The sequence below is a fragment of the Pseudomonas sp. S30_BP2TU TE3576 genome, assembly GCF_050436025.1.
Classification (GTDB): domain Bacteria; phylum Pseudomonadota; class Gammaproteobacteria; order Pseudomonadales; family Pseudomonadaceae; genus Aquipseudomonas.
In genome coordinates this window covers 3,170,001-3,194,535 of record NZ_JBNDLK010000001.1, presented here as the reverse complement: position 1 = coordinate 3,194,535, position 24,535 = coordinate 3,170,001, and the positions used below count along the sequence as shown (strand labels likewise).

28 protein-coding genes (1 of these 28 running past the window's edge) are annotated in these 24,535 nt (G+C 59.4%); 9 read left to right on the top strand and 19 right to left on the bottom strand.

The genetic code is table 11. From position 1 onward, the window contains the following. Window positions 1-33 precede the first annotated feature (33 nt). On the top strand, window positions 34-930 hold the full coding sequence (locus ABIA48_RS14415; RefSeq protein ID WP_429489474.1) for a peptidoglycan DD-metalloendopeptidase family protein: 897 nt from the start codon (window positions 34-36) through the stop codon (window positions 928-930). A gap of 167 nt (window positions 931-1,097) precedes the next feature. Here ABIA48_RS14415 and ABIA48_RS14410 read toward each other — a convergent pair whose 3' ends face one another. The 3 genes from ABIA48_RS14410 to phoB form a co-directional block, all read right to left on the bottom strand. Further along, window positions 1,098-2,438: a hemolysin family protein gene (locus tag ABIA48_RS14410; RefSeq protein WP_007992853.1), complete on the bottom strand. Its 1,341-nt coding sequence runs from the start codon at window positions 2,436-2,438 to the stop codon at window positions 1,098-1,100. A 123-nt stretch (window positions 2,439-2,561) separates the two neighbouring features. After that, complete coding sequence (phoR, locus tag ABIA48_RS14405) at window positions 2,562-3,848, bottom strand: phosphate regulon sensor histidine kinase PhoR (protein WP_429492867.1); 1,287 nt, start codon at window positions 3,846-3,848, stop codon at window positions 2,562-2,564. A gap of 80 nt (window positions 3,849-3,928) precedes the next feature. Then, on the bottom strand, window positions 3,929-4,618 hold the full coding sequence (phoB, locus tag ABIA48_RS14400; protein ID WP_003229608.1) for a phosphate regulon transcriptional regulator PhoB: 690 nt from the start codon (window positions 4,616-4,618) through the stop codon (window positions 3,929-3,931). A 153-nt stretch (window positions 4,619-4,771) separates the two neighbouring features. Between phoB and ABIA48_RS14395 the strand changes: the two genes are divergently transcribed. Further along, on the top strand, window positions 4,772-5,155 hold the full coding sequence (locus ABIA48_RS14395) for a COG4315 family predicted lipoprotein (protein ID WP_429489471.1): 384 nt from the start codon (window positions 4,772-4,774) through the stop codon (window positions 5,153-5,155). A gap of 61 nt (window positions 5,156-5,216) precedes the next feature. On the opposite strand, the gene ubiA is transcribed toward ABIA48_RS14395, so the two are convergent. Both ubiA and ABIA48_RS14385 read right to left on the bottom strand, forming a co-directional pair. Further along, window positions 5,217-6,107 carry a 4-hydroxybenzoate octaprenyltransferase gene (ubiA, locus tag ABIA48_RS14390; RefSeq protein ID WP_429489469.1) on the bottom strand — a complete coding sequence of 297 codons (891 nt, stop codon included), beginning with the start codon at window positions 6,105-6,107 and terminating at the stop codon, window positions 5,217-5,219. Next, window positions 6,107-6,670 (bottom strand): chorismate--pyruvate lyase family protein, encoded by a 564-nt coding sequence (locus ABIA48_RS14385; RefSeq protein WP_429489467.1) that lies wholly within the window; start codon window positions 6,668-6,670, stop codon window positions 6,107-6,109. Before ABIA48_RS14385 ends, ubiA begins: the two co-directional genes overlap by 1 nt. Window positions 6,671-6,871: 201 nt before the next feature. On the opposite strand from ABIA48_RS14385, the gene ABIA48_RS14380 reads away from it, so the two are divergent. The 3 genes from ABIA48_RS14380 (at window position 6,872) to ABIA48_RS14370 (ending at window position 8,679) form a co-directional block, all read left to right on the top strand. Further along, entirely contained in the window at window positions 6,872-7,042 is a 171-nt protein-coding gene (locus ABIA48_RS14380) for a rubredoxin (protein WP_007975200.1), read from the top strand. Window positions 7,043-7,060: 18 nt separating this feature from the next. Continuing rightward, window positions 7,061-8,209 carry an NAD(P)/FAD-dependent oxidoreductase gene (locus ABIA48_RS14375; RefSeq protein ID WP_310055096.1) on the top strand — a complete coding sequence of 383 codons (1,149 nt, stop codon included), beginning with the start codon at window positions 7,061-7,063 and terminating at the stop codon, window positions 8,207-8,209. Between the two features lie 194 nt (window positions 8,210-8,403). Next, entirely contained in the window at window positions 8,404-8,679 is a 276-nt protein-coding gene (locus tag ABIA48_RS14370; RefSeq protein ID WP_003213368.1) for an HU family DNA-binding protein, read from the top strand. 120 nt (window positions 8,680-8,799) lie between these two features. Here ABIA48_RS14370 and ABIA48_RS14365 read toward each other — a convergent pair whose 3' ends face one another. Together ABIA48_RS14365 and ABIA48_RS14360 are read right to left on the bottom strand one after the other, a co-directional pair. Then, window positions 8,800-9,021 carry a DUF1161 domain-containing protein gene (locus ABIA48_RS14365; protein ID WP_204934776.1) on the bottom strand — a complete coding sequence of 74 codons (222 nt, stop codon included), beginning with the start codon at window positions 9,019-9,021 and terminating at the stop codon, window positions 8,800-8,802. A gap of 121 nt (window positions 9,022-9,142) precedes the next feature. Further along, entirely contained in the window at window positions 9,143-9,358 is a 216-nt protein-coding gene (locus ABIA48_RS14360) for a dodecin (protein ID WP_007992867.1), read from the bottom strand. A 157-nt stretch (window positions 9,359-9,515) separates the two neighbouring features. On the opposite strand from ABIA48_RS14360, the gene ABIA48_RS14355 reads away from it, so the two are divergent. Next, on the top strand, window positions 9,516-9,839 hold the full coding sequence (locus tag ABIA48_RS14355) for a DUF883 family protein (RefSeq protein WP_429489464.1): 324 nt from the start codon (window positions 9,516-9,518) through the stop codon (window positions 9,837-9,839). Here ABIA48_RS14355 and ABIA48_RS14350 read toward each other — a convergent pair. Then, window positions 9,836-10,729: a LysR family transcriptional regulator gene (locus tag ABIA48_RS14350; RefSeq protein WP_429489462.1), complete on the bottom strand. Its 894-nt coding sequence runs from the start codon at window positions 10,727-10,729 to the stop codon at window positions 9,836-9,838. The genes ABIA48_RS14355 and ABIA48_RS14350 overlap by 4 nt on opposite strands. Window positions 10,730-10,841: 112 nt before the next feature. On the opposite strand from ABIA48_RS14350, the gene trpB reads away from it, so the two are divergent. Further along, window positions 10,842-12,077: a tryptophan synthase subunit beta gene (trpB, locus tag ABIA48_RS14345; protein ID WP_108231771.1), complete on the top strand. Its 1,236-nt coding sequence runs from the start codon at window positions 10,842-10,844 to the stop codon at window positions 12,075-12,077. Beyond that, complete coding sequence (gene trpA / locus ABIA48_RS14340; RefSeq protein WP_429489460.1) at window positions 12,077-12,889, top strand: tryptophan synthase subunit alpha; 813 nt, start codon at window positions 12,077-12,079, stop codon at window positions 12,887-12,889. The genes trpB and trpA overlap by 1 nt, the downstream gene beginning before the upstream one ends. Before the next feature lie 304 nt (window positions 12,890-13,193). On the opposite strand, the gene ABIA48_RS14335 is transcribed toward trpA, so the two are convergent. The 11 genes from ABIA48_RS14335 to ABIA48_RS14285 form a co-directional block, all read right to left on the bottom strand. Further along, window positions 13,194-15,152: a DUF4105 domain-containing protein gene (locus ABIA48_RS14335; protein WP_429489458.1), complete on the bottom strand. Its 1,959-nt coding sequence runs from the start codon at window positions 15,150-15,152 to the stop codon at window positions 13,194-13,196. Next, window positions 15,152-15,472: a DUF2388 domain-containing protein gene (locus ABIA48_RS14330; protein WP_007992876.1), complete on the bottom strand. Its 321-nt coding sequence runs from the start codon at window positions 15,470-15,472 to the stop codon at window positions 15,152-15,154. Before ABIA48_RS14330 ends, ABIA48_RS14335 begins: the two co-directional genes overlap by 1 nt. Window positions 15,473-15,499: 27 nt before the next feature. Further along, a complete protein-coding gene (locus ABIA48_RS14325) occupies window positions 15,500-15,817 on the bottom strand; it encodes a DUF2388 domain-containing protein (RefSeq protein ID WP_429489455.1) in 318 nt (105 codons plus the stop codon). A gap of 108 nt (window positions 15,818-15,925) precedes the next feature. Beyond that, window positions 15,926-16,243, bottom strand: coding sequence for a DUF2388 domain-containing protein (locus tag ABIA48_RS14320; RefSeq protein ID WP_429489453.1), 318 nt, complete (start codon window positions 16,241-16,243; stop codon window positions 15,926-15,928). Window positions 16,244-16,387: 144 nt separating this feature from the next. Continuing rightward, window positions 16,388-16,597 (bottom strand): DUF1127 domain-containing protein, encoded by a 210-nt coding sequence (locus ABIA48_RS14315; RefSeq protein WP_429489451.1) that lies wholly within the window; start codon window positions 16,595-16,597, stop codon window positions 16,388-16,390. A 258-nt stretch (window positions 16,598-16,855) separates the two neighbouring features. Further along, a complete protein-coding gene (locus tag ABIA48_RS14310) occupies window positions 16,856-17,071 on the bottom strand; it encodes a DUF1127 domain-containing protein (protein ID WP_007969750.1) in 216 nt (71 codons plus the stop codon). Between the two features lie 319 nt (window positions 17,072-17,390). Continuing rightward, on the bottom strand, window positions 17,391-18,884 hold the full coding sequence (locus ABIA48_RS14305) for an acetyl-CoA hydrolase/transferase family protein (RefSeq protein ID WP_429489449.1): 1,494 nt from the start codon (window positions 18,882-18,884) through the stop codon (window positions 17,391-17,393). 213 nt (window positions 18,885-19,097) lie between these two features. Further along, a complete protein-coding gene (locus ABIA48_RS14300; RefSeq protein ID WP_007992880.1) occupies window positions 19,098-20,534 on the bottom strand; it encodes an NAD(P)(+) transhydrogenase (Re/Si-specific) subunit beta in 1,437 nt (478 codons plus the stop codon). Beyond that, window positions 20,531-20,887: an NAD(P) transhydrogenase subunit alpha gene (locus ABIA48_RS14295; RefSeq protein WP_007992881.1), complete on the bottom strand. Its 357-nt coding sequence runs from the start codon at window positions 20,885-20,887 to the stop codon at window positions 20,531-20,533. The genes ABIA48_RS14300 and ABIA48_RS14295 overlap by 4 nt, the downstream gene beginning before the upstream one ends. Window positions 20,888-20,898: 11 nt before the next feature. Further along, window positions 20,899-22,020, bottom strand: a complete 1,122-nt coding sequence (locus ABIA48_RS14290) for a Re/Si-specific NAD(P)(+) transhydrogenase subunit alpha (protein ID WP_429489446.1) — start codon at window positions 22,018-22,020, stop codon at window positions 20,899-20,901. A gap of 435 nt (window positions 22,021-22,455) precedes the next feature. Continuing rightward, complete coding sequence (locus ABIA48_RS14285) at window positions 22,456-23,355, bottom strand: LysR family transcriptional regulator (protein WP_429489444.1); 900 nt, start codon at window positions 23,353-23,355, stop codon at window positions 22,456-22,458. A gap of 157 nt (window positions 23,356-23,512) precedes the next feature. On the opposite strand from ABIA48_RS14285, the gene ABIA48_RS14280 reads away from it, so the two are divergent. Further along, on the top strand, window positions 23,513-24,535 hold the 5' portion of the coding sequence (locus tag ABIA48_RS14280; RefSeq protein WP_007992884.1) for an acyl-CoA dehydrogenase. 159 nt of this gene lie beyond the right edge of the window; 1,023 of the gene's 1,182 nt are visible here — the first part of the coding sequence; the start codon lies at window positions 23,513-23,515; its stop codon lies off the right edge, out of view.

Genomic DNA, 24,535 nt, shown 5'->3' with positions numbered 1-24,535 from the left:
AATCCCAGGCCTTACTCGACAGAATCCTTGCCCATGTTCACGCGCCTGCTGTTTTTATGTGGCCTGTTCATGGTCGCCACCTCGGCCATGGCCATGACCATCTACAAGTCCAAAGACGCCAATGGCGTGGTTTCCTACAGCGACCGCCCCAGTAAAGGCGCCCATGTGTTCGTTTTTCGCGATGGCATGGTCGAGCACCTTGAGCGTCAGGTGCGCCTCATCATCATGAAGAAGAACGGCGTGCACAGCGTGTACGTGCGCAATGACCTGTATGCACCGGTAGAGGTCGAATTGAGTTTCGCCGGGGTGAAGAACGCCAGCGGGGCGCCGGGGCAGACGATTCGGCGCGTGATACCGCTACGCACCAGTGTTCGTCTGGCACAGCTCACGGCGACTAAAGGGGGAAGGCCGCTCGCCTATGTCCCGAAGTTCAAGTACTCCCTGGGCGACCCCACAGGCGCCGTCGTGGGTTATCGGTATCCATTGCCCTGGCGTGGCGGGCCGTTCCGGATCAGTCAGGGCGCCAATGGCCCCTACAGCCACTTTGGGCCCAAGAGCCGCTACGCCATCGACATTGCGATGCCCGAAGGCACGCCGATCATTGCAGCGCGGGGCGGGGTGGTGGTGAAAACCGAGAACCGACAGAGTGGGCGCGGTACCGATGCATCCGGCAATTTCGTGCGGGTGCTGCACGATGACGGGACCATGGGCGTTTACCTGCACCTGAAGAAAGGCTCGGTCTGCGTTCGGGAGGGTCAGCGGGTAAAGGTCGGCAGCGCATTGGCGTTGTCTGGCAACACCGGCAACAGCACCGGTCCGCATTTGCACTTCGTGGTGCAGCGCAATACCGGGTTGGGGCTGGTGTCGATTCCATACCAGTTCAACCAGCCGGTCAGCGCGCTGCCCAACTTTGCGTTGGGCAAGCAGTGAAGGCGATGGCGATCAATTGTGGCGAGGGGGCTTGCCCCCGTTCGGCTGCGCAGCAGTCGTAAACCCAATTGCGCGGTATATGGATAATCGAGGTGACTGGAATCAGGGCCGCTTCGCAGCCCAACGGGGGCAAGCCCCCTCGCCACAAAAAGCCCGTCAGCCACAGATCAATCCAGCATCAACACCTTGGCCAGCACAATCTTCGGTCCTTTCATCTTCTTGATGATGATCCGCAGGCCTTCGACTTCCAGCACTTCTTCCTCTTCGGGAACGCGCTTGAGGCTCTCGTAGACCAGCCCGGCAAGGGTTTCGGCTTCGACGTGATCGAGGTCGATGCCCAGCAGTCGCTCAACCTTGAACAGCGGCGTATCGCCCCGCACCAGCAGCTTGCCCGGCTGATACGCGAGGATCCCGCGTTCGGCCTTGCGGTGTTCGTCCTGGATATCGCCCACCAGCACTTCCAGCACGTCTTCCATGGTCAGGTAGCCGATGATGTTGCCGTCGGCCTCTTCGACCACGGCAAAGTGCGAGCCACCCTTGCGGAACTGTTCCAGCAACTGCGACAGCGGCATGTGCCGCGACACGCGCTCCAGCGGGCGGGTCAGTTCGGCGAGGTTGAACGACTCGGGAATGTGGTCGAGCGCCGCCAGTTCCAGCAGCAGATCCTTGATGTGCAGCAGGCCGACGAACTCCTGGCGTTCGCTGTCGTACACCGGATAACGGCTGAACTTGTGGCGACGGAACATCGCCAGGATCTGCTTGAGTGGTGCGTTGAACTCCAGGGTCACCAGGTCTTCGCGGGAGTTGGCCCAGTCGACCACTTCCAGTTCACCCATTTCCACCGCCGAGGCCAATACACGCATGCCTTGGTCACTCGGGTCCTGGCCACGGCTGGAGTGCAGGATCAGTTTCAGTTCTTCACGGCTGTAGTGATGCTCGTGATGCGGGCCGGGTTCGCCCTGGCCGGCGATGCGCAGGATCTGGTTGGCGCTGGCGTTGAGCAGATAGATGGCCGGGTACATGGCCCAGTAGAACAGGTACAGCGGCACGGCGGTCCACAGCGACAGCAATTCGGGTTTGCGGATCGCCCAGGATTTTGGGGCCAGTTCGCCGACCACGATGTGCAGGTACGAAATGATGAAGAAGGCGGTGAAGAACGAAATCGCCTTGACCACTTCGGCGGAATCGACGCCCACGGCACTCAGCACGGGTGCCAGGAGGTGCGCGAACGCAGGTTCTCCGACCCAACCCAGGCCCAGGGAGGCGAGGGTGATACCCAATTGGCAGGCCGACAGGTAGGCATCGAGCTGACTGTGCACGGTGCGCAGGATGTGCCCGCGCCAGCCGTTTTTATCCGCGATGGCCTCGACCCGGGTCGAGCGCAACTTGACCATGGCAAATTCCGCCGCAACGAAAAATCCGTTGAGCAAAACCAGGATCAGAGCAAAAAGAATCATGCCGAAGTCGGCGAAAATTGTAGCGAGGGTCAAGCCAGGGGAAGGGTCCATGATGGAGTTTTGCGGGTTCCGTGTATTCGAAAGGAAAGAAAAGTCCGCACCTGAAAGGCAGGCGCAAGTCAGCCAATGTAGCGGCTGACATGGCGGTTGCCTAGTGGCATGTGCTGACCGGCATCAGTCAGTGGTGCTGATAACCCGGGATTTGGTGACTTGAGCCGGCGCAAAGTGGCAAGTAAAGGTACTGCCGTGGCCCGGCACACTGCTGATTTCCATTCGTGCCCGATGTCGTAACAAAACGTGTTTGACGATCGCCAGCCCCAGACCGGTGCCACCGGTGTTGGAGTTGCGGCTGGAATCGACGCGGTAGAAGCGTTCGGTCAGGCGCGGCAGGTGTTTGGCATCGATGCCGATCCCGGAATCCTGCACGCTCAGATGCGCGCCCTGGTCATCACCCCACCAGCGAATGCGGATGTTGCCTTCGGCCGGGGTGTATTTCACCGCGTTGAACACCAGGTTGGAAAACGCGCTGCGCAACTCAGCTTCGCTGCCCTTGAGCAGAATCGTCGGGTCGGCTTCCAGGGTAATGCACTGGTTCTTCTGGCCGGACAGTTGCTGGGCATCGCTCTTGATCGATTGCAGCAAGCAATCGATCGGCACCGGCTGGTTGTCCGACGGATAATCGGTGGCTTCCAGCTTGGCCAGCAACAGCAGGTCGTTGAGCAAGGTCTGCATGCGTCCGCCTTGTTGCTGCATCTGCTGCAAGGCGCGGCTCCAGCGCGGGTTCACCTCGTCGACGTTATCGAGCAAGGTTTCCAGGTAACCGCAGATCACCGTCAATGGCGTGCGCAGTTCATGGGAAACGTTGGCAATGAAATCTTTGCGCATTTGCTCCAGCTGATGGATGCGCGTCACATCGCGCACCAGCATCAAGTGTTCGTTGTTGCCGTAACGGGTGATGTACAACTGGATGCGTACACGGTCGTTGGTCGGCGAGGGAATTTCCAGCGGCTCGGCGTAACTGTCTTGCTCGAAGTATTCCTTGAACCGCGGATGGCGCACCAGGTTGGTTACCGGTTGGCCGCTGTCCTGTGGCGTCTTGAGGCCCAGCAGGGTTTCGGCGGCGCGGTTCCACCATTCCAGGTTGCCGTCGGTGTCGAGCATGATCACCGCGTCTTTCAGCGCGGCGGTGGATTCCTGAACCCGGTCGATCACTGCTTGCAGGCGCCCGCGTACCCGTTGGTCGCGGCGTTGCAGGTGGTAGATGCTGTCGAATACTTCGCCCCACAGGCCATAGCCGTCGGGTGGGGCTTCATCGGGTTTGTGCAGGCGCAGCCACTCGTGCAGGCGCAGTAACTGCTTGAGGGTCCAGGCCAGGTAAAGACCCAGGCCTGCAGCAAGGCTCCAGCCGTAGTAGCCGGTAATCAGGCCGATCACCAGGCAGACGGTGACCAGCAGCAGCATGTGGCGAATCAGGGTGCCATGCCAGTTTTGGTTCACTTGACGCGCGTCCTTGTCAGCTTGTCGGGCGGTAAAGGTCCGGGTCAGGCTTTGGTAGAAAAGCGGTAACCGGTGCCGCGCACGGTTTGTACCAGATTTTCGTAAGCATCGCCGAGGGCTTTGCGCAGGCGTCGAATGTGCACGTCGACGGTACGCTCTTCGACATAGACGTTGCCGCCCCAGACCTGATCCAGCAACTGACCACGCGTATAGGCACGCTCCTGGTGGGTCATGAAGAATTGCAGCAGGCGGTATTCGGTCGGGCCCATCTCGGCGGGACGGCCGTCGATGGTCACGCGATGGCTGATCGGGTCCAGCAACAGGCCGCCGACTTCGATCGGCGCTTCGCCATCGGTCGGGCCGGCACGACGCAGCACGGCCTTCAGGCGCGCCACCAGTTCACGTGGGGAAAACGGCTTGGTGATGTAGTCGTCGGCGCCGACTTCCAGACCCTGGATCTTGTTGTCCTCTTCACCCTTGGCGGTGAGCATGATGATCGGGATGTCCCCGGTCAGTTCATCACGCTTGAGGCGACGGGCCAACTCGATGCCGGACGTGCCGGGCAGCATCCAGTCGAGCAGGATCAGGTCCGGTTTGCGGTCGACGATAATGGCGTGGGCCTGCTGGGAGTTTTCAGCCTCCAGGCAGTCATAGCCGGCCATTTCCAACGCAACGGCGATCATTTCGCGAATAGGCGCTTCGTCGTCGACGATCAGAATGCTCCTGCCAACCATGCCCTTAATCCTCTTGTCATTTAACTGTCTTGCGCCGCATTAGATAACGGAATTATTGCAGTCGTGTGACAGTATTTTAGTTGACCGGCGATTGGCTGGATCCTGGGCTAAGCTCTAATTCCGAATCCTGACAACCACAAAAGGAAGGTTTCCATGAACTACATTGCTCAATCCTGGAAGGCTTTGCTGGTCACTGCTGCGTTAACGCTGCCGACACTGGCCTTTGCCGCCGACCCGGCGATGATGAAAGACGGCATGATGGTCGATCACAAGGGCATGACTGTGTACACGTACGACAAGGACAAGGATGGCAAGTCGATGTGCAACGGCGACTGCGCCAAATACTGGCCGCCAATGATGGCGCCAGCGGGTGCCAAGGCCGAAGGTAAATGGACAGTCATCAAACGTGACGATGGCAAGATGCAATGGGCCTTCGACGGCAAGCCGCTGTACTACTACGAGGACGACAAAAAACCCGGAGACATGACGGGTGACAAGAAGAAAGACGTCTGGCACGTCGTTCACGAGCATATGTAACACCGCAAAAAGATCGCAGCCTTCGGGTAGGAGCTACCCAGGGCTGCGATCTATTCAACGGTCAACGCAACGCATAATCCAGCACAATCCCGACGAAAATCGCCAAGCCCGCCCAGTGATTGTGCAAAAACGCCTTGAAACAGCGCATGCGGTCCTTGTTGCGGGTGTACCAGAACTCCCACGCAAAGCAGCCCGCCGCCGCCAGTAATCCGAGGTGGAACCAGCCGCCAAGGTCGAACTTCGACCCCGCCAGCAGCAGGCAACCCAACGCCAGTCCCTGCAGGGTCAGGATGATCGCCCGGTCCGCATCGCCAAACAGAATCGCTGTGGATTTCACACCGATCTTCAAGTCATCATCGCGGTCGGTCATCGCGTAATAGGTGTCGTAGCCCACTGTCCACATCAGGTTGGCGATCCACAGCAGCCACGCGGTTGCCGGCAATTCACCGGTTTCTGCGGTGAACGCCATCGGCATCCCCCACGAAAATGCGGCGCCCAGCACCACTTGCGGGTAATAGGTGTAACGCTTCATGAACGGGTAGCTGAACGCCAGCGCCAGGCCGCCCAGCGACAGCCAAATGGTCGCAGCGTTGGTGCACAGCACCAGCAGGAAACTCACGCCCATCAGCAATGCAAAGAACACCAGCGCTTCTTTGGAGCTGATCTTGCCGCTCACCAGCGGCCGCTGTTCGGTACGCTTCACATGGCCATCAACCTTGCGGTCCGCCCAGTCGTTGATCACGCAGCCACCGGCGCGGGTCAGCACCACGCCGAGGACGAAAATCACAATGTTGGCCAAGGATGGCGAACCCTTGCCGGCAATCCACAGCGCCCACAGCGTTGGCCAGAGCAGCAGGTAAATGCCGATCGGCTTATCCATGCGGGTCAGCTGAATGAAATCCCAGGCCCGAGGGTTCAAGCGGTTCAAGGACTTGAGCAGGCTTTGGTACATCAACGGTCCTCCGGTTGTACGCGGGCAGCGTTCCACAGGGCCGGCAGGAAAATCTCGGCCACCAGTACGCTCAACGCACCACGATCAAAGCGCGAGCGACGGCCCCACAGTTCCGGCGCCCGCACCTCGCTCGGCAGCCACGCCGGAGGGTAATGACACACCTCGATCGCCCGGCGCTCAAAGGCCTGATCGCAAAACAGCAGTTCCCCCAGCGAGCGGCTACCCAATTCGTCCATGTGCAAGCCGTCACCCTGCAACGCACTGCGCGCGGCGACACTGCGGGCAAACACCAAGGCTTCACCGTGACCGCGCAAGTACACTTCGCGTACCCAACCTTCACTGCCTTCGGTCAGGTCCAGCGCTGCGCATTCGTCGGCGCGCAAGGGCTGCCAGCCTTCGAACAGCGGCGTGACGCTGAAGGCATCATTCGTCAGATGAATAAGGCGCCTGGTCAGCGAGCCATCATCGAACAACCAGTCGAGGATAGACGTGTCGGGGAGGGGCGTCAGTTGGCTTTGAGAGAGCCAGAGCGGCGGCGCGGAGGGGGCTTTTGTGTGTTGCACAATGAGTCATTATTGGCAGCAAATGAGGCGGCGAGCTTAACATGTCAGCTACCGATATTGAGTGAAATGGCCTGCCGTTGCGCCGAACAGGCTTGCATCTACCCGGCCCCATCAGTACAAAACGCCCTGAGCCGGACGGCAGCGCTTCAAACATCGACCGTCCGCGTCGGCAAAACGCCTGAATCCTGAGGAAGTACCTGAATGAAAAAGTGGCAATGTATCGTGTGCGGCCTGATCTACAACGAAGCCGACGGCTGGCCTGACGACGGCATTGCGCCGGGCACCCGTTGGGAAGACGTGCCGGAAGACTGGCTGTGCCCGGACTGCGGTGTGGGCAAGATGGATTTTGAAATGATCGAAATCGCTGCCTGAACAACTGAGGAGTAAGGAATGAACGCACCTGTCGTCATCGTTGGTACCGGGCTTGCTGGCTATAACGTCGCCCGCGAGTTTCGCAAACTCGACAGCGAAACCCCGTTGCTGCTGATTACCGCCGATGACGGGCGCTCCTACTCCAAGCCGATGCTCTCCACGGGATTCGGTAAAAACAAGGATGCCGACGGCCTGAGCATGGCCGAACCCGGCGCCATGGCCGAACAACTCAAGGCCGAAATACGCACCCACACGCGCATCAGCGGCATCGACCCGGGCCACAAGCGCCTGTGGATTGGTGAAGAGGCGGTGATCTACCGCGACCTGATCCTGGCCTGGGGCGCCGAAACCGTGCGCGTGCCCATTGAAGGCGACGCGGCGGATTGCGTATTCCCCATCAACGATCTGGAAGACTACGCACGCTTCCGTGCGGCGGCGGCCGGCAAGCGCCGCGTGCTGCTGCTCGGCGCCGGCCTGATCGGCTGCGAGTTCGCCAACGACCTGACCCTGGGTGGCTTCGAAGTGCAACTGGTTGCGCCGTGCGAACAAGTCATGCCGACCCTGTTGCACCCGGCGGCCGCGGCTGCCGTGCAGGCTGGCCTTGAAAGCCTCGGCGCGCGCTTCCACCTCGGGCCGGTGCTCAACCGCCTGCAACGCGTGGCCGATGGTCTGGAAGCGCATCTGTCCGATGGCCAGGTAATCCCGTGCGACGTGGTGGTATCGGCCATTGGCCTGCGCCCACGCGTCGACCTCGCGGCAGCGGCCGGGTTGCAGGTCAACCGTGGCGTCATGGTCGACCGGCACCTGAAAACCTCCCACGCCAACATCTACGCCCTGGGCGACTGTGCCGAGGTCGATGGCTTGAATCTGCTATACGTCATGCCCCTGATGAGCTGTGCGCGAGCGCTGGCCCAAACCCTTGCCGGCAAACCGACCGCCGTTACCTATGGCCCGATGCCGATCACCGTCAAAACCCCGGTCTGCCCATTGGTGGTGTCCCCGCCGCCACGGGGCGCAGAGGGCATTTGGACGGTCGAAGGGCAGGGCGCCGACATCAAGGTTTTATGCCGTGACGCCACTGGCAAACTGCTCGGTTATGCCCTGACTGGCGCGGCCGTGATGGAAAAACTGGCCCTGAACAAAGAGCTTCCGGCTCTGTTGGCATAAATACCGGTCGTTCTGTCGGATTCACCCCCCTTTTGCCCTAACAATGGCCGCGCCGATACTGGCGCGGGGCCTCACTGCGTGCCATCCTCACTCCCGTCTGCCGCAGAGTAGAGCATCTGCGGCGCTTTTGGCGCTGCTCCGCAGAGAGCAGCACGGACATAACAACAACAAACCGTCAAAGGGGCTTCATTAATATGCGTAAACCAGAACTCGCCGCAGCTATTGCTGAGAAAGCAGACCTCACCAAAGAGCAGGCCAACCGCGTCCTCAATGCCGTTCTCGAAGAAATCACCGGCGCCCTGCACCGCAAAGACAGCGTGACGCTGGTAGGCTTTGGTACCTTCCTGCAACGCCATCGCGGTGCCCGCACCGGCAAAAACCCGCAAACCGGTGAGCCCGTCAAAATCAAGGCCAGCAACACCGTTGCGTTCAAGCCAGGTAAATCGTTGAAAGACAGCGTTAATCCGTAATCACGCAAACCTCCCGGGACCTTGGGGAGGGCCGCAGAAAAAATGGGCACGCCGATTGATCAATGCCCATAAAAAAGCCGACGCCATCGCGTCGGCTTTTTCATTCAGGCGGGAATCGGCCTATTTTTTATAGACGATCACTTTGGCGCCCGCCTCGCATTTACCAACAACTTTTCCGCCGGCAGCGGCACCTTTATCGACAATTTCCAGCGAGTAACCGGAAACGCCCTTGGCATCAAGTTTCGCTGCGATTTCGGCTTTCAGTTCTTCGCATGGCTTGCCACCCGCCAATGCGGTCCCCACAAGGCTCAACAAACCTACCGCCAACATAAACTTCTTCATCGGTCGCATTCCCTGGTCGGATCATAGGGGTAACCAGCCGTCAGCCGGACGCACTCATGTAGCGCTTTGCCATTCCCTATGGCATTCGGCCGGCGCGCAAGTTCAGAAGACTAGCGCAAAGTCAGCTGCTGGCAATCCGGAACCCGACTTTCAGGGTCACCTGAAAGTGCGCCGCCTTGCCGTCCTTGATATGCCCACGGGTCTCGGTTACTTCAAACCATTCCATGTACTTGATACTTTTGCTGGCTTCGGCCAGCGCATTGTTAATCGCATCTTCGATACTGCTGGTGGACGAGCCGACCAGCTCGACTTTCTTGTAGGTGTGATGGTCAGACATGGCGTTCTCCTTGGCGTGTGAATTACAGCCTAGCAGTGATTTTTCCTATTTCTTCTGTTGGCCGTTCTGTGGGTGAAGTTCAGATTTTCTGCACTTTCTCGAACCCCTGAAGTCCCAACCAACACACGCCACTCATCACCAATGCAGGAGAGTCACCATGGTCAACACCTCGTTACGCAAAGCCTCATTGCAAAGCATGGAAGCCGAGATCGAGAGTCTGCTCAAGTCTTTGGAAAGCCTGAAGGACGACGCCTCGGACGAGTCGCGTAAAACCCTCAAGACCCTGAAAAGCAACGCCGAGAATGCCTTGAAGCACTCGCGTCATCTGATTGCCGATGCCTATGAAGAGGTCAAGGTCAAAACTCGCGAAACCGGGATCGCCACCCGGGACTATGCACAGGAACACCCCTGGACAACAGCCGGTGTCGCCGTGGGCGCATTGGGCCTGCTGGCCGCTTATCTGTTGTGCAAGCGTGATTAATCCGCTCGACGCAGCTCGTTCCTGAGCCACTGCGCCAGTTGCCGGGCGCGCCCGTCCGCGGCGCGCTTGGGTAGCCACAACGCCAGTTGTGCCGGGGTTTCACTGAAGCCCCATGGCGCAACCAGGCGGCCGGCCTTCAAGTCTTCCGCCACCAGGGGCTCGGGGGCGATTGCCACGCCCAGACCCGCGACGGCGGCCTCCAGCAAGTAATACAAATGTTCAAATCCCTGGCCGTACCTCAACGCCCTGGCGTCGAGGCCGCGTGGTTGCGCCCAGCTCGGCCAGGCTTGCGGGCGTGATGTGGTGTGCAGCAAAGGTTCGTTCAGCAGTGCAGTTTCCGGTGCTTCCCTGAGCCGTTCATAGCCGACGAACCGAGGGCTCATGACCGGGCCGATACGTTCGCTGGCCAGTTCAAAAACCTGCATGTCCGCCGGCCAGGGTGGCTCGGCAAATAACAACAAGGCATCCAGCCCCGGTCTTCGCGGATCGAGATCGCCTTCTCCGGCCGACAGGTGCAGGCGCAAATCGGGCAGGTCGGCATTGAGCCTCCCCAGGCGCGGGATAATCCAGCGCGCCAGCAGGCTTCCCGAGCAACCGAGCACGAAGGGGGCATCGGCTGTGCTTTGTGTGAGTTCGGCGCAAACGCTGCGCAGACGTTCGAAGGCTTCGCTGCTGGCGTCGCGCAGACGCAACCCGGCATCTGTGAGTTTCAGGCCGCGACCGTCCTTGATGAACAGGCTCACGCCCAAGTGCTCTTCCAGGACCTTCAATTGCCGGCTGACGGCCCCATGGGTCACGTGCAGCTGTTCGGCCGCCTGGCTGACGCTGTTCAAGCGGGCGGTGGCTTCGAAGGCGCGAAGTGCGTTCAGCGGAGGAAGGTCATGGCTCATGGGATATGTGAGTTTTCCTGACAGGTTGCGGCGATCTTATCGGTTTTCAGGCCGGGACGTCAGGGGTAGAGTGAAGCCCACTGTCTCTTTACGCATTCAACTGGAGCGCCAAATGACCCAGACTAATCTGCGCAACGGCCCTGATGCCAACGGCCTGTTTGGCGCGTTCGGTGGTCGCTACGTTGCCGAAACCCTGATGCCGTTGATCCTCGACCTGGCCCGTGAATATGAGTTGGCCAAGGAAGATCCTGCATTCAAGGAAGAACTGGCCTACTTCCAGCGCGACTACGTCGGACGTCCAAGCCCACTGTATTTCGCCGAGCGTCTGACCGAGTTCTGTGGCGGTGCGAAGATCTACCTCAAGCGCGAAGAGCTGAACCACACCGGCGCGCACAAAATCAACAACTGCATCGGCCAGATCCTGCTGGCGCGGCGCATGGGCAAGAAGCGCATCATCGCCGAGACCGGTGCCGGCATGCACGGTGTGGCCACGGCCACCGTCGCTGCGCGTTTCGGTCTCGATTGCGTGATTTACATGGGCACCACTGACATTGAGCGTCAGCAGGCCAACGTGTTCCGCATGAAGCTGCTGGGCGCCGAAGTGATCCCGGTAGTGGCCGGCACCGGCACGCTGAAAGACGCGATGAACGAAGCCCTGCGTGACTGGGTAACCAACGTCGACAGCACGTTCTACCTGATCGGCACCGTGGCCGGTCCGCACCCTTACCCGGCGATGGTCCGCGACTTCCAGGCCGTGATCGGCAAGGAAACCCGCGAGCAACTGCAAGCCCAGGAAGGTCGCCTGCCGGACAGCCTGGTGGCGTGCATTGGCGGTGGTTCCAACGCCATGGGCCTGTTCCACCCGTTCCTCGACGACAAGAGCGTCGAGATCATCGGCGTTGAAGCCGCCGGTTACGGCATCGAGACCGGCAAGCACGCAGCCAGCCTGAATGGTGGTGTGCCTGGCGTCCTGCACGGCAACCGCACCTTCCTGCTGCAGGACGACGATGGCCAGATTATCGACGCCCACTCGATCTCTGCCGGCCTCGATTACCCGGGCATTGGCCCGGAACACGCCTGGTTGCACGACATTGGCCGTGTCCAGTACACCTCGGTGACTGACGACGAAGCCCTCGCCGCATTCCACCAGTGCTGCCGTCTGGAAGGGATCATCCCGGCCCTGGAAAGCGCCCATGCCCTGGCCGAAGTGTTCAAGCGTGCACCGAGCCTGCCAAAGGATCACCTGATGGTGGTCAACCTGTCCGGCCGTGGCGACAAAGACATGCAAACCGTGATGCACCACATGGAACACTCTCAACACGAGCCATCCAAGCAGGAGAAACACTGATGAGCCGCCTGCAAACGCGTTTTGCCGAACTCAAGGAACAGAACCGCGCCGCCCTGGTGACCTTCGTGACTGCGGGCGATCCGGGCTATGACACGTCCCTGGCAATCCTCAAGGGCTTGCCGGCGGCTGGCGCCGACGTGATCGAGCTGGGCATGCCCTTCACCGACCCGATGGCTGACGGCCCGGCCATCCAGCTCGCCAACATCCGTGCGTTGGGTGCCAAACAGAATCTGGCGAAAACCCTGCAAATGGTTCGCGAGTTCCGTAAGGACAACAACGAAACGCCGCTGGTGCTGATGGGGTACTTCAACCCGATCCACATGTACGGTGTACCGCGCTTCATTGCCGAAGCCAAAGAGGCCGGCGTTGATGGCCTGATCGTGGTCGACCTGCCGCCGGAGCATAACGGCGAGCTGTGCGACCCGGCGCAGGCCGCGGGCCTGGACTTCATTCGCCTGACCACGCCGACCACCGACGATGTACGCCTGCCGACCGTTCTCAACGGCAGCTCCGGATTCGTCTACTACGTGTCGGTGGCCGGTGTGACCGGCGCCGGTGCCGCCACGCTGGAACACGTCGAAGAAGCGGTCGCCCGTCTGCGCCGCCATACCGACCTGCCGATCAGCATCGGTTTCGGTATCCGGACTCCGGAACAGGCGGCGTCCATCGCGCGTCTGGCTGACGGCGTGGTGGTGGGCTCGGCGTTGATCGACCAGATCGCCAATGCGGCAACCGCGGATCAGGCCGTCGACGGCGTATTGAGCTTGTGCTCGGCGCTGGCGGACGGCGTGCGTAAAGCCCGCGTCAACTGAAGGTAAAGTGCCGATACAGAGGAATTAGAGCCTCAGGGCACAGACTAAACAGCAAGACCGAGGGCTTCAGGACTACGTTCTGAAGCCCTTTTTGCTGCGTGTGTTGTGAGGAAAGACCTGATGAAAATGTCAAAACGCCTGATTGCCAGCCTCGGTGGCGATAACCATGGCGGCTATACGGGACTGTGCTGAACCCTGAAACCCTTGTGGGAGCGAGCTTGCTCGCGATGCGGTGTTTCAGCCGACATCGATGCTGGATGTGCAGCCCTCATCGCGAGCAAGCTCGCTCCCACAGGTTGCGGTATCAAGGCAACTCTATTCCGCCTGATGCCTTGTGCAGTTTGCGCAGGTGCTCACCAATCTGCTTCACGTTGGTTTCATTGGCGGCCATTTCGGCGGCACGACCCGGTTCAAGCAACGCTCTCACTTCCTTGTCCAGGTCCCCGGACAGCGCCAGGAGCTGCTTCTGGCGCTGGCTGCTTTCCGATTTCAGATGCTCCCACTCGCTCGGTTGCGGCAAGCCATAACCGCTGGTGCCCAGCAGTTCCGCCGGACGGCTGAGGAAACCACTGTTGGCAAGAATGTCCTTGAGTGTCGCGTTGGCCTTGTCCATCCCGCCATTCTTCAGTTCCCGGGCGCCCAGATAACGCTGCTTCACTTCATCCTGGGCCAACAACAATTGCCTACGGAAACTCGCCTGCTCCAGCAGAAGCAACGCGGCGCTGGTGCGCAAGTCAGCCTGCGCGAACCATTGCCGACGCTCCTCGGCTTTCAAGTCGAGCCAGTCTTCGACGGTTTCCTGTTTGATCGGCAAGTGCTTTTTCAGTACTTCAAACATGGCCTGATAGCGATCGCGGAAGGAATCGAAACGATAACCCAGACGCAGGGCTTCTCGCGGATCGTCCAGCACACTGGTGTCCGCCAGTCCGCGGCCCTTCAGCACTTCCAGCAAACCGTTGGGCATGATGTTGTCGAGTCCAACCAGTTGCGGGTTATTGGTGCCGCCGCGCAGTAATTTCAGTTCTTCCACCGCGCAGTTGTTTGACAGGAAGAAGTAGTTGCCGTCGTAGCTCCAGTGCATCTCGGCGGCACGTTCCACTACATCTTCGATCTCGTTGCGCGACAGGTTCAGGGGGACGGAGGCCAGGCTGCGCAATTCGGTCTTGGTGTATTCGTCGATGACCTGGGACAGCGGCAGGATGAACAGCCGCGACGGGTATTTACCAACCAGGCCATCCCAGCTCGACAGTTGTACGTCGCCAACGAAGGCGCGGTACGACAGCACCAGATGCTGGTCCAGGTCCAGTCGACAATCCGGTCCGCGTGGTCGACCCGGCGCGCAGATCACCAGGCGCAACATGCTGTGCCCCCAACGGCTGAACAAGTTCTGGTTGGCTTCGGCCAGCAGATAGTCAACGGCATAGACCCGCTCCGGATCGACCTGGCCCAAAGGTGTCTTGGCGAAGTCGTTGCCGGCATTGAGGAAAGCGACGGTCTTGCTGCAGGTGTCTTTGGCGGCGGGTGCCCAGCCGAAATGTTCCTCGTAGTAGCGATACAGCGCGGGACGGCGGCAGGCGTAGGTCGGATCGAGGAGGAAATACTCCATGTTGACCGCGACGAATTCCTTTGGACTGCTGGTCTCGTAGATGTCCGGACTGCGGGCAATCTGGCGATTGTGCTGTTCGCGTTCGCCGCGACGGCCAACGTATTGCTGCCAGCCGGCGAGGTCGAGCAGGCGCGGGTCGTCACTGAGGGTAAAGCGCCGACCGGACTGGCCCCGGCATTGGTCGGGAATGCCAACCAGCCCAGAGCTGTTGTTGCGCTGGGTACAGCGCTGAATCAGCTTGCGCTCGGCATCCGGCCACAGGCGTGAGCGATCATAGATGTGAGTCAGTTCGTGCAACACCGTGGCCAGCATTTCCCGGCGCACAGTGCCATGGGGGCGATGGGTTTTCCTGGTCGCGGCGCTGCCATCGGTGAGACCAGCCAGCAGGTTGCGGTTCAGATCGAGCTCGGACACCCGTGACGCCTGGCCATAGGCGTTGCTCGGCATGTCATCGGTCCAGCCGACGTCGATGCGTCGATCGAGTTGCTCGATAAAGCGTGGCGGCAGTGCCTGCATGGCCTCATCGAGCAGAACCTGGCTGGCTTGCTGTTGCACGGGGCTCAGGCCTTCGGTCTTGAGCTTGAGTTGAAGACCTGCGTGGGCCGTGTTGCCAAGCAGCAACAGAGCTACGGCCAGTAGCCAGGCACCCGGGCGCATCACAGTGCGAGGATGGCTTCGGCGAGAGCCTGATCGCTGGCGTCGCGAGCTTCAGGCACGCGGGTGCGCAGTAAGTCGAAAGCGGATTCCAGGTGAGCGCCACGGATGTCGCCATTGCTGGCAACGAAACTGGCGGCATCGTCCTGGGCTTCGCGCACGATTTTCGAATCGCGAATGGACGTGGTGGTGTCGGAGGTGAAATCGAGAGTGCGTTGGGTCGCACGGATCAGCATGTTACTGGTGGCAACCAGAGTATGTGCCTGGGACACATCGGCCAACAGCAGCAGGCCTAAGGTGGCAGCAATCAGCGGGTTACGCATGGAACGACTCCAGAAAAACAGGGATAACTATTGGACGAGAATTGCTTGTGCCAGTTCAAGGTCGCTGGCATGAAGTTTTGCCTGGGTTCGGCGCAGATACCGCAGGGCCGACTCCAGTCGTGCGCCTCTCAGTTGGCCGTCACTGGCAATGAATGCCGCGGCGTCATCATGGGCAGCGAGCAGCAGTTTATGGTCGAAGGGGGCGGAGGTCACCAAACTTGTGGCGTAACCGCTGGCGACAATGTCTTGGGTGGACAGGTTGAAGGCGTCATAAGCGTGGGCTGATGCGCAGCAACCAAGGGCAAGAAAGACTGGAGCGATCAAGAGATTTGAAGGGAAACGCATGAGACTCGACAGTTGAGTGTGAGTCCCAAGGCTAGCGCAAGGCCCGTTCTAGAGCCAGTGCCAAAACATTGGGACACGTTCGGCGTGTCCCAATGTCTGCACTGTCGTTTAGATCGTCAGGATCGCTTGCGCCAGTTGTGCGTCTGTTGCGCTCAACTGTGGCGCCTGGTGGCGAATGTGATCGAGTGCGCTTTCCAGTTTTACGCCGCGGATGGAACCTTCGCTGGCGACAAAGCTGGCAGCGTCGTCACGGGCCGCGAGTACGACCTTGTCATCTTTAAATGAAGAGGTGACGTCAGAGGTCGCATCGGACGTAGCTTTGAGCGCATTGACGACAGCATCCGTGGTCACGATGAAACTGCTGGCTTGGGCATTTGCAGCCACGGCAATCAGGGCCGCAGCGCTGAGCAGGCGAAGACGGGACATAGGTAACTCCTTTGGGTAAACCAGTTGAAAAATGGCGCAGTGTCTGCAAAGTCAGACGCTAGGCACTCGGCGTTCGCCACGTTCTGGTTCGATATTAGGCCTGTGTGCATCAGTTCGAACAGCCCCGACTATGCAAGCGGGAAGTCAGCGCCAGAACGGTTTATCCAATTCATTGTGGCGGTCGGTATGGCTGATACCCAAATCCGATAGCTGACGATCATCGAGCTGAGCCAGTAAACGTCGTGTTCTCGCCCTTTCCAGGCCAGCAAAGAGCCCTTTCAACAGCTCCCGAAGCCAATGCAGGCAAGGTCTCGATTGAACTGATGGAGCGGAAACATCTTGTAAGTTATTCATTGCACGGTCCCTGTCCAGATAGGTGGAGAGCTCCATGCTGACACCGGGCGAATATCCGCTACAGGCACACTGCGGCAATATTGTACTGGTTCAGTTTATGATTTTTACAAACTGTACTTGTATTCAGGTTTCCCTACTGTAAGACCAGATTTGATCGGCCAAAACGACAAAACCCGTCGTGGTTTCCCACGACGGGTTTTGTTTTTTCAATTCGGGTTGCTGGCGGTGGACCTTAAGGTCAGAGCCAGCGACGCTAACTTAGCGCCAGAACGGCTTGCTCAGCTCTTCGTAGCGTTGTGCTTCGCTAATCCCGGCGTCAGCCAGCAGACGCGAATCCAGACGAGCCAGTTGATGGCGGCTGGTGATGCGGCGCTGCCACAGCATCAGGTTGGCGATAACGCGCAGAGGCAGGGAAGCCTGGGTTTTTGCAGCGGTGTCTTCAAAGAACAGATCGGAACTGAGTGTACGTTCCATGGTGGTCATCCTTCCGCTTATGGCGGGATTAGGTAGTGGTTTAACTGGTGCCCATGATCCTCTTGTTTGCCTAGTCTCTGTAGATACAGTTCACCTGTATTGTGAGAGCTCAGTTAACTGTTTATAGGTGGTGTACTGGTCTAAATTGAGGCAACTGTACCTATACGCACTGTCGTGGTGCATTTTTGATGTTTTGATCCAGTAAGGTAAGAGTTTTCGGTAGGAAATGACCGGTACAGCAGTACAGTTTTTTTAATATTGCGAGGACGCAGGCGCAAGCTGACGAAACTGTGTTTGCGTCAGCTGCTATCTGTACCAATTACTTCTTCAGCATTTGCCCGGTTTCTTCCAGGTTGATGTGCCAGCTGAGGGCGTCACGCAGGATGTGCGGGGTGTGCCCGCCGATGGCGCATGCGGTGGTGAAGTAATCATTCAGCGCCTGGCGGTAATCCGGATGCACGCACTTGTCGATGATGACCCGGGCACGCTCCCGGGGCGCGAGGCCTCGCAAGTCCGCCAGGCCGACTTCGGTCACGAGGATGTCGACGTCATGTTCGGTATGGTCAACGTGGCTGACCATCGGCACCACGCTGGAGATCGCACCGCCCTTGGCAATCGACTTGGTCACGAATACAGAAAGGTGCGCATTGCGCGCAAAGTCGCCGGAGCCGCCGATGCCGTTCATCATCCGCGTGCCGCAGACGTGAGTGGAGTTGACGTTGCCGTAGATGTCGAACTCCAGCGCCGTGTTGATGCCGATGATGCCAAGGCGACGCACGACTTCGGGGTGGTTGGAAATCTCCTGCGGGCGCAGGACCAGTTTGTCCTTATAGCGCTCCAGATTACCGAAGACGTCGGCATTGCGCCGGCTCGACAGGGTGATCGAACTGCCCGAGGCAAAACTCAGCTTGCCAGCGTCGATCAGGTCGAAGGTCGAGTCCTGAAGTACTTCGGAATACATCGTCAGGTCTTCGAACGGCGAGTCGATCAGGCCACACATCACCGAGTTGGCGATGGTGCCAATACCAGCTTGTAGCGGGCCAAGCTTGTTGGTCATGCGTCCGGCGGCCACTTCCTGTTTGAAGAAGTCGATCAGGTGGTCGGCAATGGCTTGGGTCTCAGCGTCTGGCGCCAGCACCGTGGAGGGTGAGTCGGCCTGATTGGTGATCACGATGGCGACGATTTTTTCCGCTGGAATCGGGATGGCGGTGCTGCCAATGCGGTCGTCGACTTTGACCAATGGAATCGGGGTGCGGGTTGGGCGATAGGTCGGGATATAGATGTCGTGCAGACCTTCGAGGTTCGGGTTGTGCGCCATGTTGATCTCAACGATCACATGCTTGGCAAAAATTGCGAAGCTGGCCGAGTTGCCTACCGAGGTGGTTGGCACGATATGCCCTTGCTCGGTGATCGCTACCGCTTCAATCACGGCAATGTCCGGCAGTTTCAATTGCTGGTTGCGCAATTGCTCCACGGTTTCCGACAAGTGCTGGTCAATGAACATGACCTCGCCGGCGTTGATCGCCTTGCGCAGGGTGCTGTCGACCTGAAATGGCATGCGTCGCGACAACACACCGGCTTCGGTCAACTGTTTGTCGAGGTCGTTGCCCAGGCTCGCGCCGGTCATCAGGCTGATCTTCAGCGGTGTGACCTTGGCGCGCTCGGCCAGCGCCTGAGGGACAGCCTTGGCTTCGCCAGCGCGAGTGAAACCGCTCATGCCGACGGTCATGCCGTCCTCAATCAGAGCGGCAGCGTCGGCAGCGCTCATCACTTTGTCCAACAACGAAGGCAGGCGAATACGGTCACGGTACATGGAATGTTATCTCGGGCAACAGGTAGCAGGACGTGCAGTCTAGTGAATTGCATCGGCTTCTGTCCCGCTACCAAGGTCGCAATCGAGGCGTCTATTCCGGGCCTTTGAAGCAAAACACCGTTACCGGATCGGTAATAAAAGAATAGTTTGTCCGACGATTTACACAAACAAAAACGCCCCGACGAGTCGGGGCGTTCTGTGTACCGCAGGGGGTTAGTCGACGGCTTTGACCATGTCTTCGATGACTTTCTTCGCGTCGCCGAACACCATCATGGTTTTGTCCAGGTAGAACAGTTCGTTGTCCAGGCCGGCATAGCCGCTGGCCATCGAGCGCTTGTTGACGATGATGGTCTTGGCCTTGAACGCTTCGAGGATCGGCATGCCGGCAATCGGCGATTTCGGATCGTTCTTCGCGGCCGGGTTGACCACGTCGTTGGCACCCAGCACCAGCACCACGTCGGCCTGACCGAACTCGGAGTTGATGTCGTCCATCTCGAACACCTGGTCGTAAGGCACTTCGGCCTCGGCCAGCAACACGTTCATGTGCCCCGGCATCCGGCCGGCAACCGGGTGGATCGCGTACTTCACGGTCACGCCGCGATGGGTCAGCTTCTCGGTCAACTCCTTCAGTGCATGCTGCGCCCGGGCTACCGCCAGGCCGTAGCCCGGAACGATGATCACGGTGTCGGCGTTGGTCAGCAGGAAGGTCGCGTCGTCAGCCGAGCCGGATTTCACCGGGCGGGCTTCTTTCGAGCCCGCCGGGCCGGCGGCATCCGCGGTGTTGCCGAAACCGCCGAGCAGTACATTAAAGAAGGAGCGGTTCATCGCCTTGCACATGATGTACGAGAGGATCGCACCGGACGAACCCACCAGGGAACCGGCGATGATCAGCATCGAGTTGTTCAGCGAGAAGCCGATACCCGCTGCCGCCCAGCCGGAATAACTGTTGAGCATCGACACCACCACTGGCATGTCGGCGCCACCGATCGGGATGATGATCAGCACGCCGAGCACGAAGGCCAGCGCCAGCATCACGCCGAAAGCGGTGTAGTCGCCGGTGAGCATGAAGGTCACGCCCAGCGCCAGTGTGGCCAGGCCCAGCAGCAGGTTCAGCTTGTGCTGACCGCCAAACTGTACCGGTGCGCCCTGGAACAGGCGGAACTTGTACTTGCCAGCCAGTTTGCCGAACGCAATGACCGAGCCGGAGAAGGTGATCGCACCGATGGCGGCACCGAGGAACAGTTCCAGGCGGTTACCGGCCGGAATCGCGTCTCCGAGTTGCTGGACAATACCCAGCGACTGCGGCTCGACCACGGCGGCCACGGCGATGAACACCGCTGCCAGGCCGATCATGCTGTGCATGAAGGCGACCAACTCGGGCATCTTGGTCATTTCAACGCGTTTGGCCATGATCGAACCGGCGGTGCCGCCGACCAGCAGGCCGACGATCACGTAGACGATACCGTCATGCGCCAGCTCGGCACCGAGTTTGTAGATCAGGCCGACCGTGGTGAGGATCGCCAGGCCCATGCCGAGCATGCCGAACAGGTTGCCGCGGCGCGACGTGGTGGGATGCGAGAGGCCCTTGAGCGCCTGGATGAAGCAGACCGAGGCGATCAAATACAGGGAAGTAACCAGGTTCATGCTCATGCTTGCTGCACCTCAGCCTTGACTGCTTCGGCCTTGGCGGCCGGCGCTTTTGCTGGAGCCGCTTTTTTCTTGAACATTTCCAGCATGCGCCGGGTCACCAGAAAGCCACCAAACACGTTGACCGCGGCCAGGGCCACGGCCAGGGTGCCCATGGTCTTGCCCAGCGGGGTCACGGTGAGGGCGGCAGCGAGCATGGCGCCGACGATGACGATGGCCGAGATGGCGTTGGTCACGGCCATCAGGGGGGTGTGCAGGGCCGGTGTCACGTTCCAGACCACGTGGTAGCCGACATAAATCGCCAGCACGAAGATGATCAGGTTGTAGATACCGTGAGAGATCAGCATGTCTTCCATTGTTTTTATCCTCAGCCGTTCTTGCGCACGATCTGGCCGTCGCGGCACATCAGGCACGCGGCGACGATATCGTCTTCAAGGTTGATCACCAGTTGTCCTTCTTTATCGAACAACAGTTTCATGAAGTCCAGCAGGTTGCGGGCATACAGTGCCGAGGCATCGGCACTCACCGCGGCTGCCAGGTTGGTCGGGCCGACAATGGTCACGCCATTCTCGACGACCACCTGATCGGCCACGGTCAGCGGGCAGTTGCCGCCCTGGGCTGCGGCAAGGTCGATGACCACCGAACCGGGTTTCATCTGCGCCACGGTTTCCGCGCTCAACAACGTCGGTGCCTTGCGGCCCGGAATCAGCGCGGTGGTGATGACGATGTCAGCCTGCTTGGCGCGCTCGTGCACGGCCACGGCCTGACGTTGCATCCAGCTCGCCGGCATTGGCCGGGCGTAGCCACCGACACCGACGGCGCATTCGCGCTCTTCATCGGTCTCGTAGGGCACGTCGACGAACTTGGCGCCGAGGGATTCGATCTGCTCTTTCACCGCCGGGCGCACGTCAGACGCTTCGATCACTGCACCCAGACGTTTCGCCGTGGCGATGGCCTGCAAACCGGCCACACCGGCCCCGAGAATCAGCACGCGCGCCGCTTTCACAGTGCCCGCAGCGGTCATCAACATCGGCATAAAGCGCGGATAGTAGTGCGCGGCCAGCAACACGGCTTTATAACCGGCGATGTTGGCTTGCGAGGACAGCACATCCAGGCTTTGGGCGCGGGAGGTGCGAGGCGCTGCCTCCAGGGCAAAGGCGGTAATGCCGCATTCGGCCAGCTTGGCGATGGTTTCGTTGCTGAACGGGTTGAGCATCCCCACCACAACGGTGCCGCTTTTAATCAGCGTCAGCTCGCTGTCGCTGGGGGCGACCACCTTCAAAATCAGCTCTGCACCAAACGCGTCATTGGCGCTGCCAATGCTTGCGCCTGCCGCTGCATAGGCACTGTCGACAACGCTGGCATTAATACCGGCGCCGCTTTGTACAGTGACCTTATGACCCTGGCTGATCAGCTTCTTGATGGTTTCCGGGGTTGCAGCAACCCGTGTTTCACCGGTCTGGGTTTCGAGAGGAACACCAATGTGCACGTCAAATCTCCTGCGTGATCTTATTGAGTAAACCCATGCACTGCGGATGGTGCGGCTGGGGCGGCCGATCAGCACGATCCCGCCAAATCAGGGCGGGGCGCGGCATTTTGCAGGCGAACTTTGTGCCCTTCAAGGGATTATGACGGGTGACGGAAAATTAACTACAAGTCACCCCGTGACCGAATGTCGCAACCAACTGGCTCAATCCCTTGCAGACCGTGCTTTTCAAGGATTCTGGCCGAAATTCAAGAAATTACACATCGGCCGTATGAATGATGTGGCATCGCTTCGAAATAGTGGCGCAAAGCCGCGTGGTCAGGCGCTTGTGGGACGATTGTACGACTTCTCGATACAGTTTGCTGGTATGCGACAAATACTTATATCTGTAGGGCTTATTTTTTGCTGACTACGAGGTCAAGTAACGTCGGTAAGCCTTTATCCCTCTAGGCTGTAGCTGTGCGCCTGATTTACCAGCCAATCACGAAATGCCCTTAAAGACGCGGATTCGACCTTTCGCTCAGGAATCATCAGGTAATAAGCCTTAATACTGGACAATGATTGCGGGTTGGCAATCACCAGGCGTTTCTCCTTCAGTTCTCGTTGAATCAGGAACGGCGGGATCAGGGCAATGCCCATGTCGTGCATGGCCGCTTGGGCGAGCATGGAGAATAGCTCGTAGCGAGGACCTGTCATGTCTCTCGGGACATTCAGGTGTTGGGAGTCGAACCATTGACGCCAGGCATAGGGGCGGGTGGTTTGTTGCAGAAGAGGTAAGTCGGCGATTTCACCGGGCGTCAGACTGGTCTTTTTTCCGAGCAGGTTGGGGCTGCAAACGGGCATCGGATTTTCACCCATTAGCCTGTGGGATTCTGTACCCGACCAATCCGCGTCACCGAAGTAGATGGCGGCATCAAAATCAGTGTCGGCGAACAGGAACGGCCGCGTGCGGTTGGTCAGATTGACCGTCACTTCCGGGTGCTTTTGCTGGAAGTCCTTGAGTCGCGGCAGCAGCCATTGGGTGCCGAAGGTCGGAACGACGGCCAGCTCGATCACGTTGGCGCCCTGTTGGCCCATCACGGACAGGGTGTCGCGCTCAACCGCGTCGAGCTGAGTGGCCACTCGACGGCTGTAGGAGAGACCGGCTTCCGTCAGCTTGACCCCGCGCCGCGAGCGTCGGAACAGTTCCACACTGAGGAACTCCTCCAGGCTGGCGATCTGTCGGCAAATTGCCCCTTGGGTCAGCGAAAGTTCCTGGGCTGCCTTGGTAAAGCTCTCGTGGCGTGCCGCTGCCTCAAAGCTGATCAGGACGGTGGTGCTGGGTATCTTTCTGCGCATGTACGTCAACCTCACTAATACATCGCATAAAGACTCTTTTGCGACGTTTCGGAGTGAGAAAATAGCACAACAGTATGCGAAATCCTCGTTTGCCGCAGGGCTGATCCGGGCCTAGGATCACTCCACGTTATTTGACCCGATTCGAGAGGACACACTCATGGGCGGTAAAGCTAGCTTCAACTGGATCGATCCCCTGCTGCTGGATCAACAGCTCACTGAAGAAGAACGCATGATTCGCGACACGGCTGCGCAATTCGCTCAGCAAAGCCTTGCGCCGCGCATTCTCGAAGCTTTCCGTCATGAGAAGACCGACCCGGCGATCTTCCGCGAAATGGGCGAAGTCGGCCTGTTGGGGGCAACCATCCCCGAGCAGTACGGCGGCAGCGGCCTGAACTATGTCAGCTATGGTCTGATCGCCCGTGAAGTCGAGCGCATCGACTCCGGCTATCGCTCGATGATGAGCGTTCAGTCCTCGCTGGTGATGGTGCCGATCAATGAATTCGGTACTGAAGCGCAGAAGCAGAAGTACCTGCCGAAACTGGCCTCGGGCGAGTGGATCGGCTGCTTCGGCCTGACCGAGCCTAACCACGGTTCCGACCCGGGGTCGATGATCACTCGTGCGCGCAAAGTAGAAGGCGGCTACAGCCTCACGGGCAGCAAGATGTGGATTACCAACAGTCCGATCGCCGATGTGTTCGTGGTCTGGGGCAAGGACGATGCCGGCGACATCCGCGGCTTTGTTCTGGAGAAAGGCTGGAAAGGTCTGAGCGCTCCGGCGATTCACGGCAAGGTTGGCCTGCGGGCATCGATCACCGGTGAAATCGTGATGGACAACGTGTTCGTTCCGGAAGAGAACATTTTTCCGGATGTCCGTGGCCTGAAAGGTCCTTTCACTTGCCTCAACTCGGCACGTTACGGCATCTCCTGGGGCGCGTTGGGTGCTGCTGAGTTCTGCTGGCACACCGCTCGCCAGTACACCCTGGATCGTCAACAGTTCGGTCGCCCACTGGCCGCCACTCAGTTGATCCAGAAAAAACTGGCCGACATGCAGACTGAAATCACCATGGCGCTGCAAGGCTGCCTGCGTCTGGGTCGAATGAAGGATGAAGGCACTGCGGCAGTCGAAATCACTTCGATGATGAAGCGCAACTCCTGCGGCAAGTCCCTGGACATCGCTCGC

Bases quoted from the DNA above. Each gene is read 5' to 3' on its own strand.
- ABIA48_RS14370 (WP_003213368.1), top strand. From the start codon at position 8,404: ATGCGTAAACCAGAACTCGCCGCAGCTATTGCTGAGAAAGCAGACCTC.
- phoR (WP_429492867.1), bottom strand. From the start codon at position 3,848: ATGCTGCTGCTGGTCACCGTCTGCCTGGTGATCGGCCTGATTACCGGC.
- ABIA48_RS14330 (WP_007992876.1), bottom strand. From the start codon at position 15,472: ATGCGTAACCCGCTGATTGCTGCCACCTTAGGCCTGCTGCTGTTGGCC.
- ubiA (WP_429489469.1), bottom strand. From the start codon at position 6,107: ATGTACCAAAGCCTGCTCAAGTCCTTGAACCGCTTGAACCCTCGGGCC.
- ABIA48_RS14360 (WP_007992867.1), bottom strand. From the start codon at position 9,358: ATGTCTGACCATCACACCTACAAGAAAGTCGAGCTGGTCGGCTCGTCC.
- ABIA48_RS14305 (WP_429489449.1), bottom strand. From the start codon at position 18,884: ATGTACCGTGACCGTATTCGCCTGCCTTCGTTGTTGGACAAAGTGATG.
- ABIA48_RS14335 (WP_429489458.1), bottom strand. From the start codon at position 15,152: ATGCGCCCGGGTGCCTGGCTACTGGCCGTAGCTCTGTTGCTGCTTGGC.
- ABIA48_RS14415 (WP_429489474.1), top strand. From the start codon at position 34: ATGTTCACGCGCCTGCTGTTTTTATGTGGCCTGTTCATGGTCGCCACC.
- ABIA48_RS14380 (WP_007975200.1), top strand. From the start codon at position 6,872: ATGAAAAAGTGGCAATGTATCGTGTGCGGCCTGATCTACAACGAAGCC.
- ABIA48_RS14295 (WP_007992881.1), bottom strand. From the start codon at position 20,887: ATGGAAGACATGCTGATCTCTCACGGTATCTACAACCTGATCATCTTC.
- ABIA48_RS14395 (WP_429489471.1), top strand. From the start codon at position 4,772: ATGAACTACATTGCTCAATCCTGGAAGGCTTTGCTGGTCACTGCTGCG.
- ABIA48_RS14300 (WP_007992880.1), bottom strand. From the start codon at position 20,534: ATGAGCATGAACCTGGTTACTTCCCTGTATTTGATCGCCTCGGTCTGC.
- ABIA48_RS14350 (WP_429489462.1), bottom strand. From the start codon at position 10,729: ATGAGCCATGACCTTCCTCCGCTGAACGCACTTCGCGCCTTCGAAGCC.
- phoB (WP_003229608.1), bottom strand. From the start codon at position 4,618: ATGGTTGGCAGGAGCATTCTGATCGTCGACGACGAAGCGCCTATTCGC.
- ABIA48_RS14375 (WP_310055096.1), top strand. From the start codon at position 7,061: ATGAACGCACCTGTCGTCATCGTTGGTACCGGGCTTGCTGGCTATAAC.
- ABIA48_RS14355 (WP_429489464.1), top strand. From the start codon at position 9,516: ATGGTCAACACCTCGTTACGCAAAGCCTCATTGCAAAGCATGGAAGCC.
- ABIA48_RS14315 (WP_429489451.1), bottom strand. From the start codon at position 16,597: ATGAATAACTTACAAGATGTTTCCGCTCCATCAGTTCAATCGAGACCT.
- ABIA48_RS14320 (WP_429489453.1), bottom strand. From the start codon at position 16,243: ATGTCCCGTCTTCGCCTGCTCAGCGCTGCGGCCCTGATTGCCGTGGCT.
- ABIA48_RS14325 (WP_429489455.1), bottom strand. From the start codon at position 15,817: ATGCGTTTCCCTTCAAATCTCTTGATCGCTCCAGTCTTTCTTGCCCTT.
- ABIA48_RS14310 (WP_007969750.1), bottom strand. From the start codon at position 17,071: ATGGAACGTACACTCAGTTCCGATCTGTTCTTTGAAGACACCGCTGCA.
- ABIA48_RS14365 (WP_204934776.1), bottom strand. From the start codon at position 9,021: ATGAAGAAGTTTATGTTGGCGGTAGGTTTGTTGAGCCTTGTGGGGACC.
- trpA (WP_429489460.1), top strand. From the start codon at position 12,077: ATGAGCCGCCTGCAAACGCGTTTTGCCGAACTCAAGGAACAGAACCGC.
- trpB (WP_108231771.1), top strand. From the start codon at position 10,842: ATGACCCAGACTAATCTGCGCAACGGCCCTGATGCCAACGGCCTGTTT.
- ABIA48_RS14285 (WP_429489444.1), bottom strand. From the start codon at position 23,355: ATGCGCAGAAAGATACCCAGCACCACCGTCCTGATCAGCTTTGAGGCA.
- ABIA48_RS14410 (WP_007992853.1), bottom strand. From the start codon at position 2,438: ATGGACCCTTCCCCTGGCTTGACCCTCGCTACAATTTTCGCCGACTTC.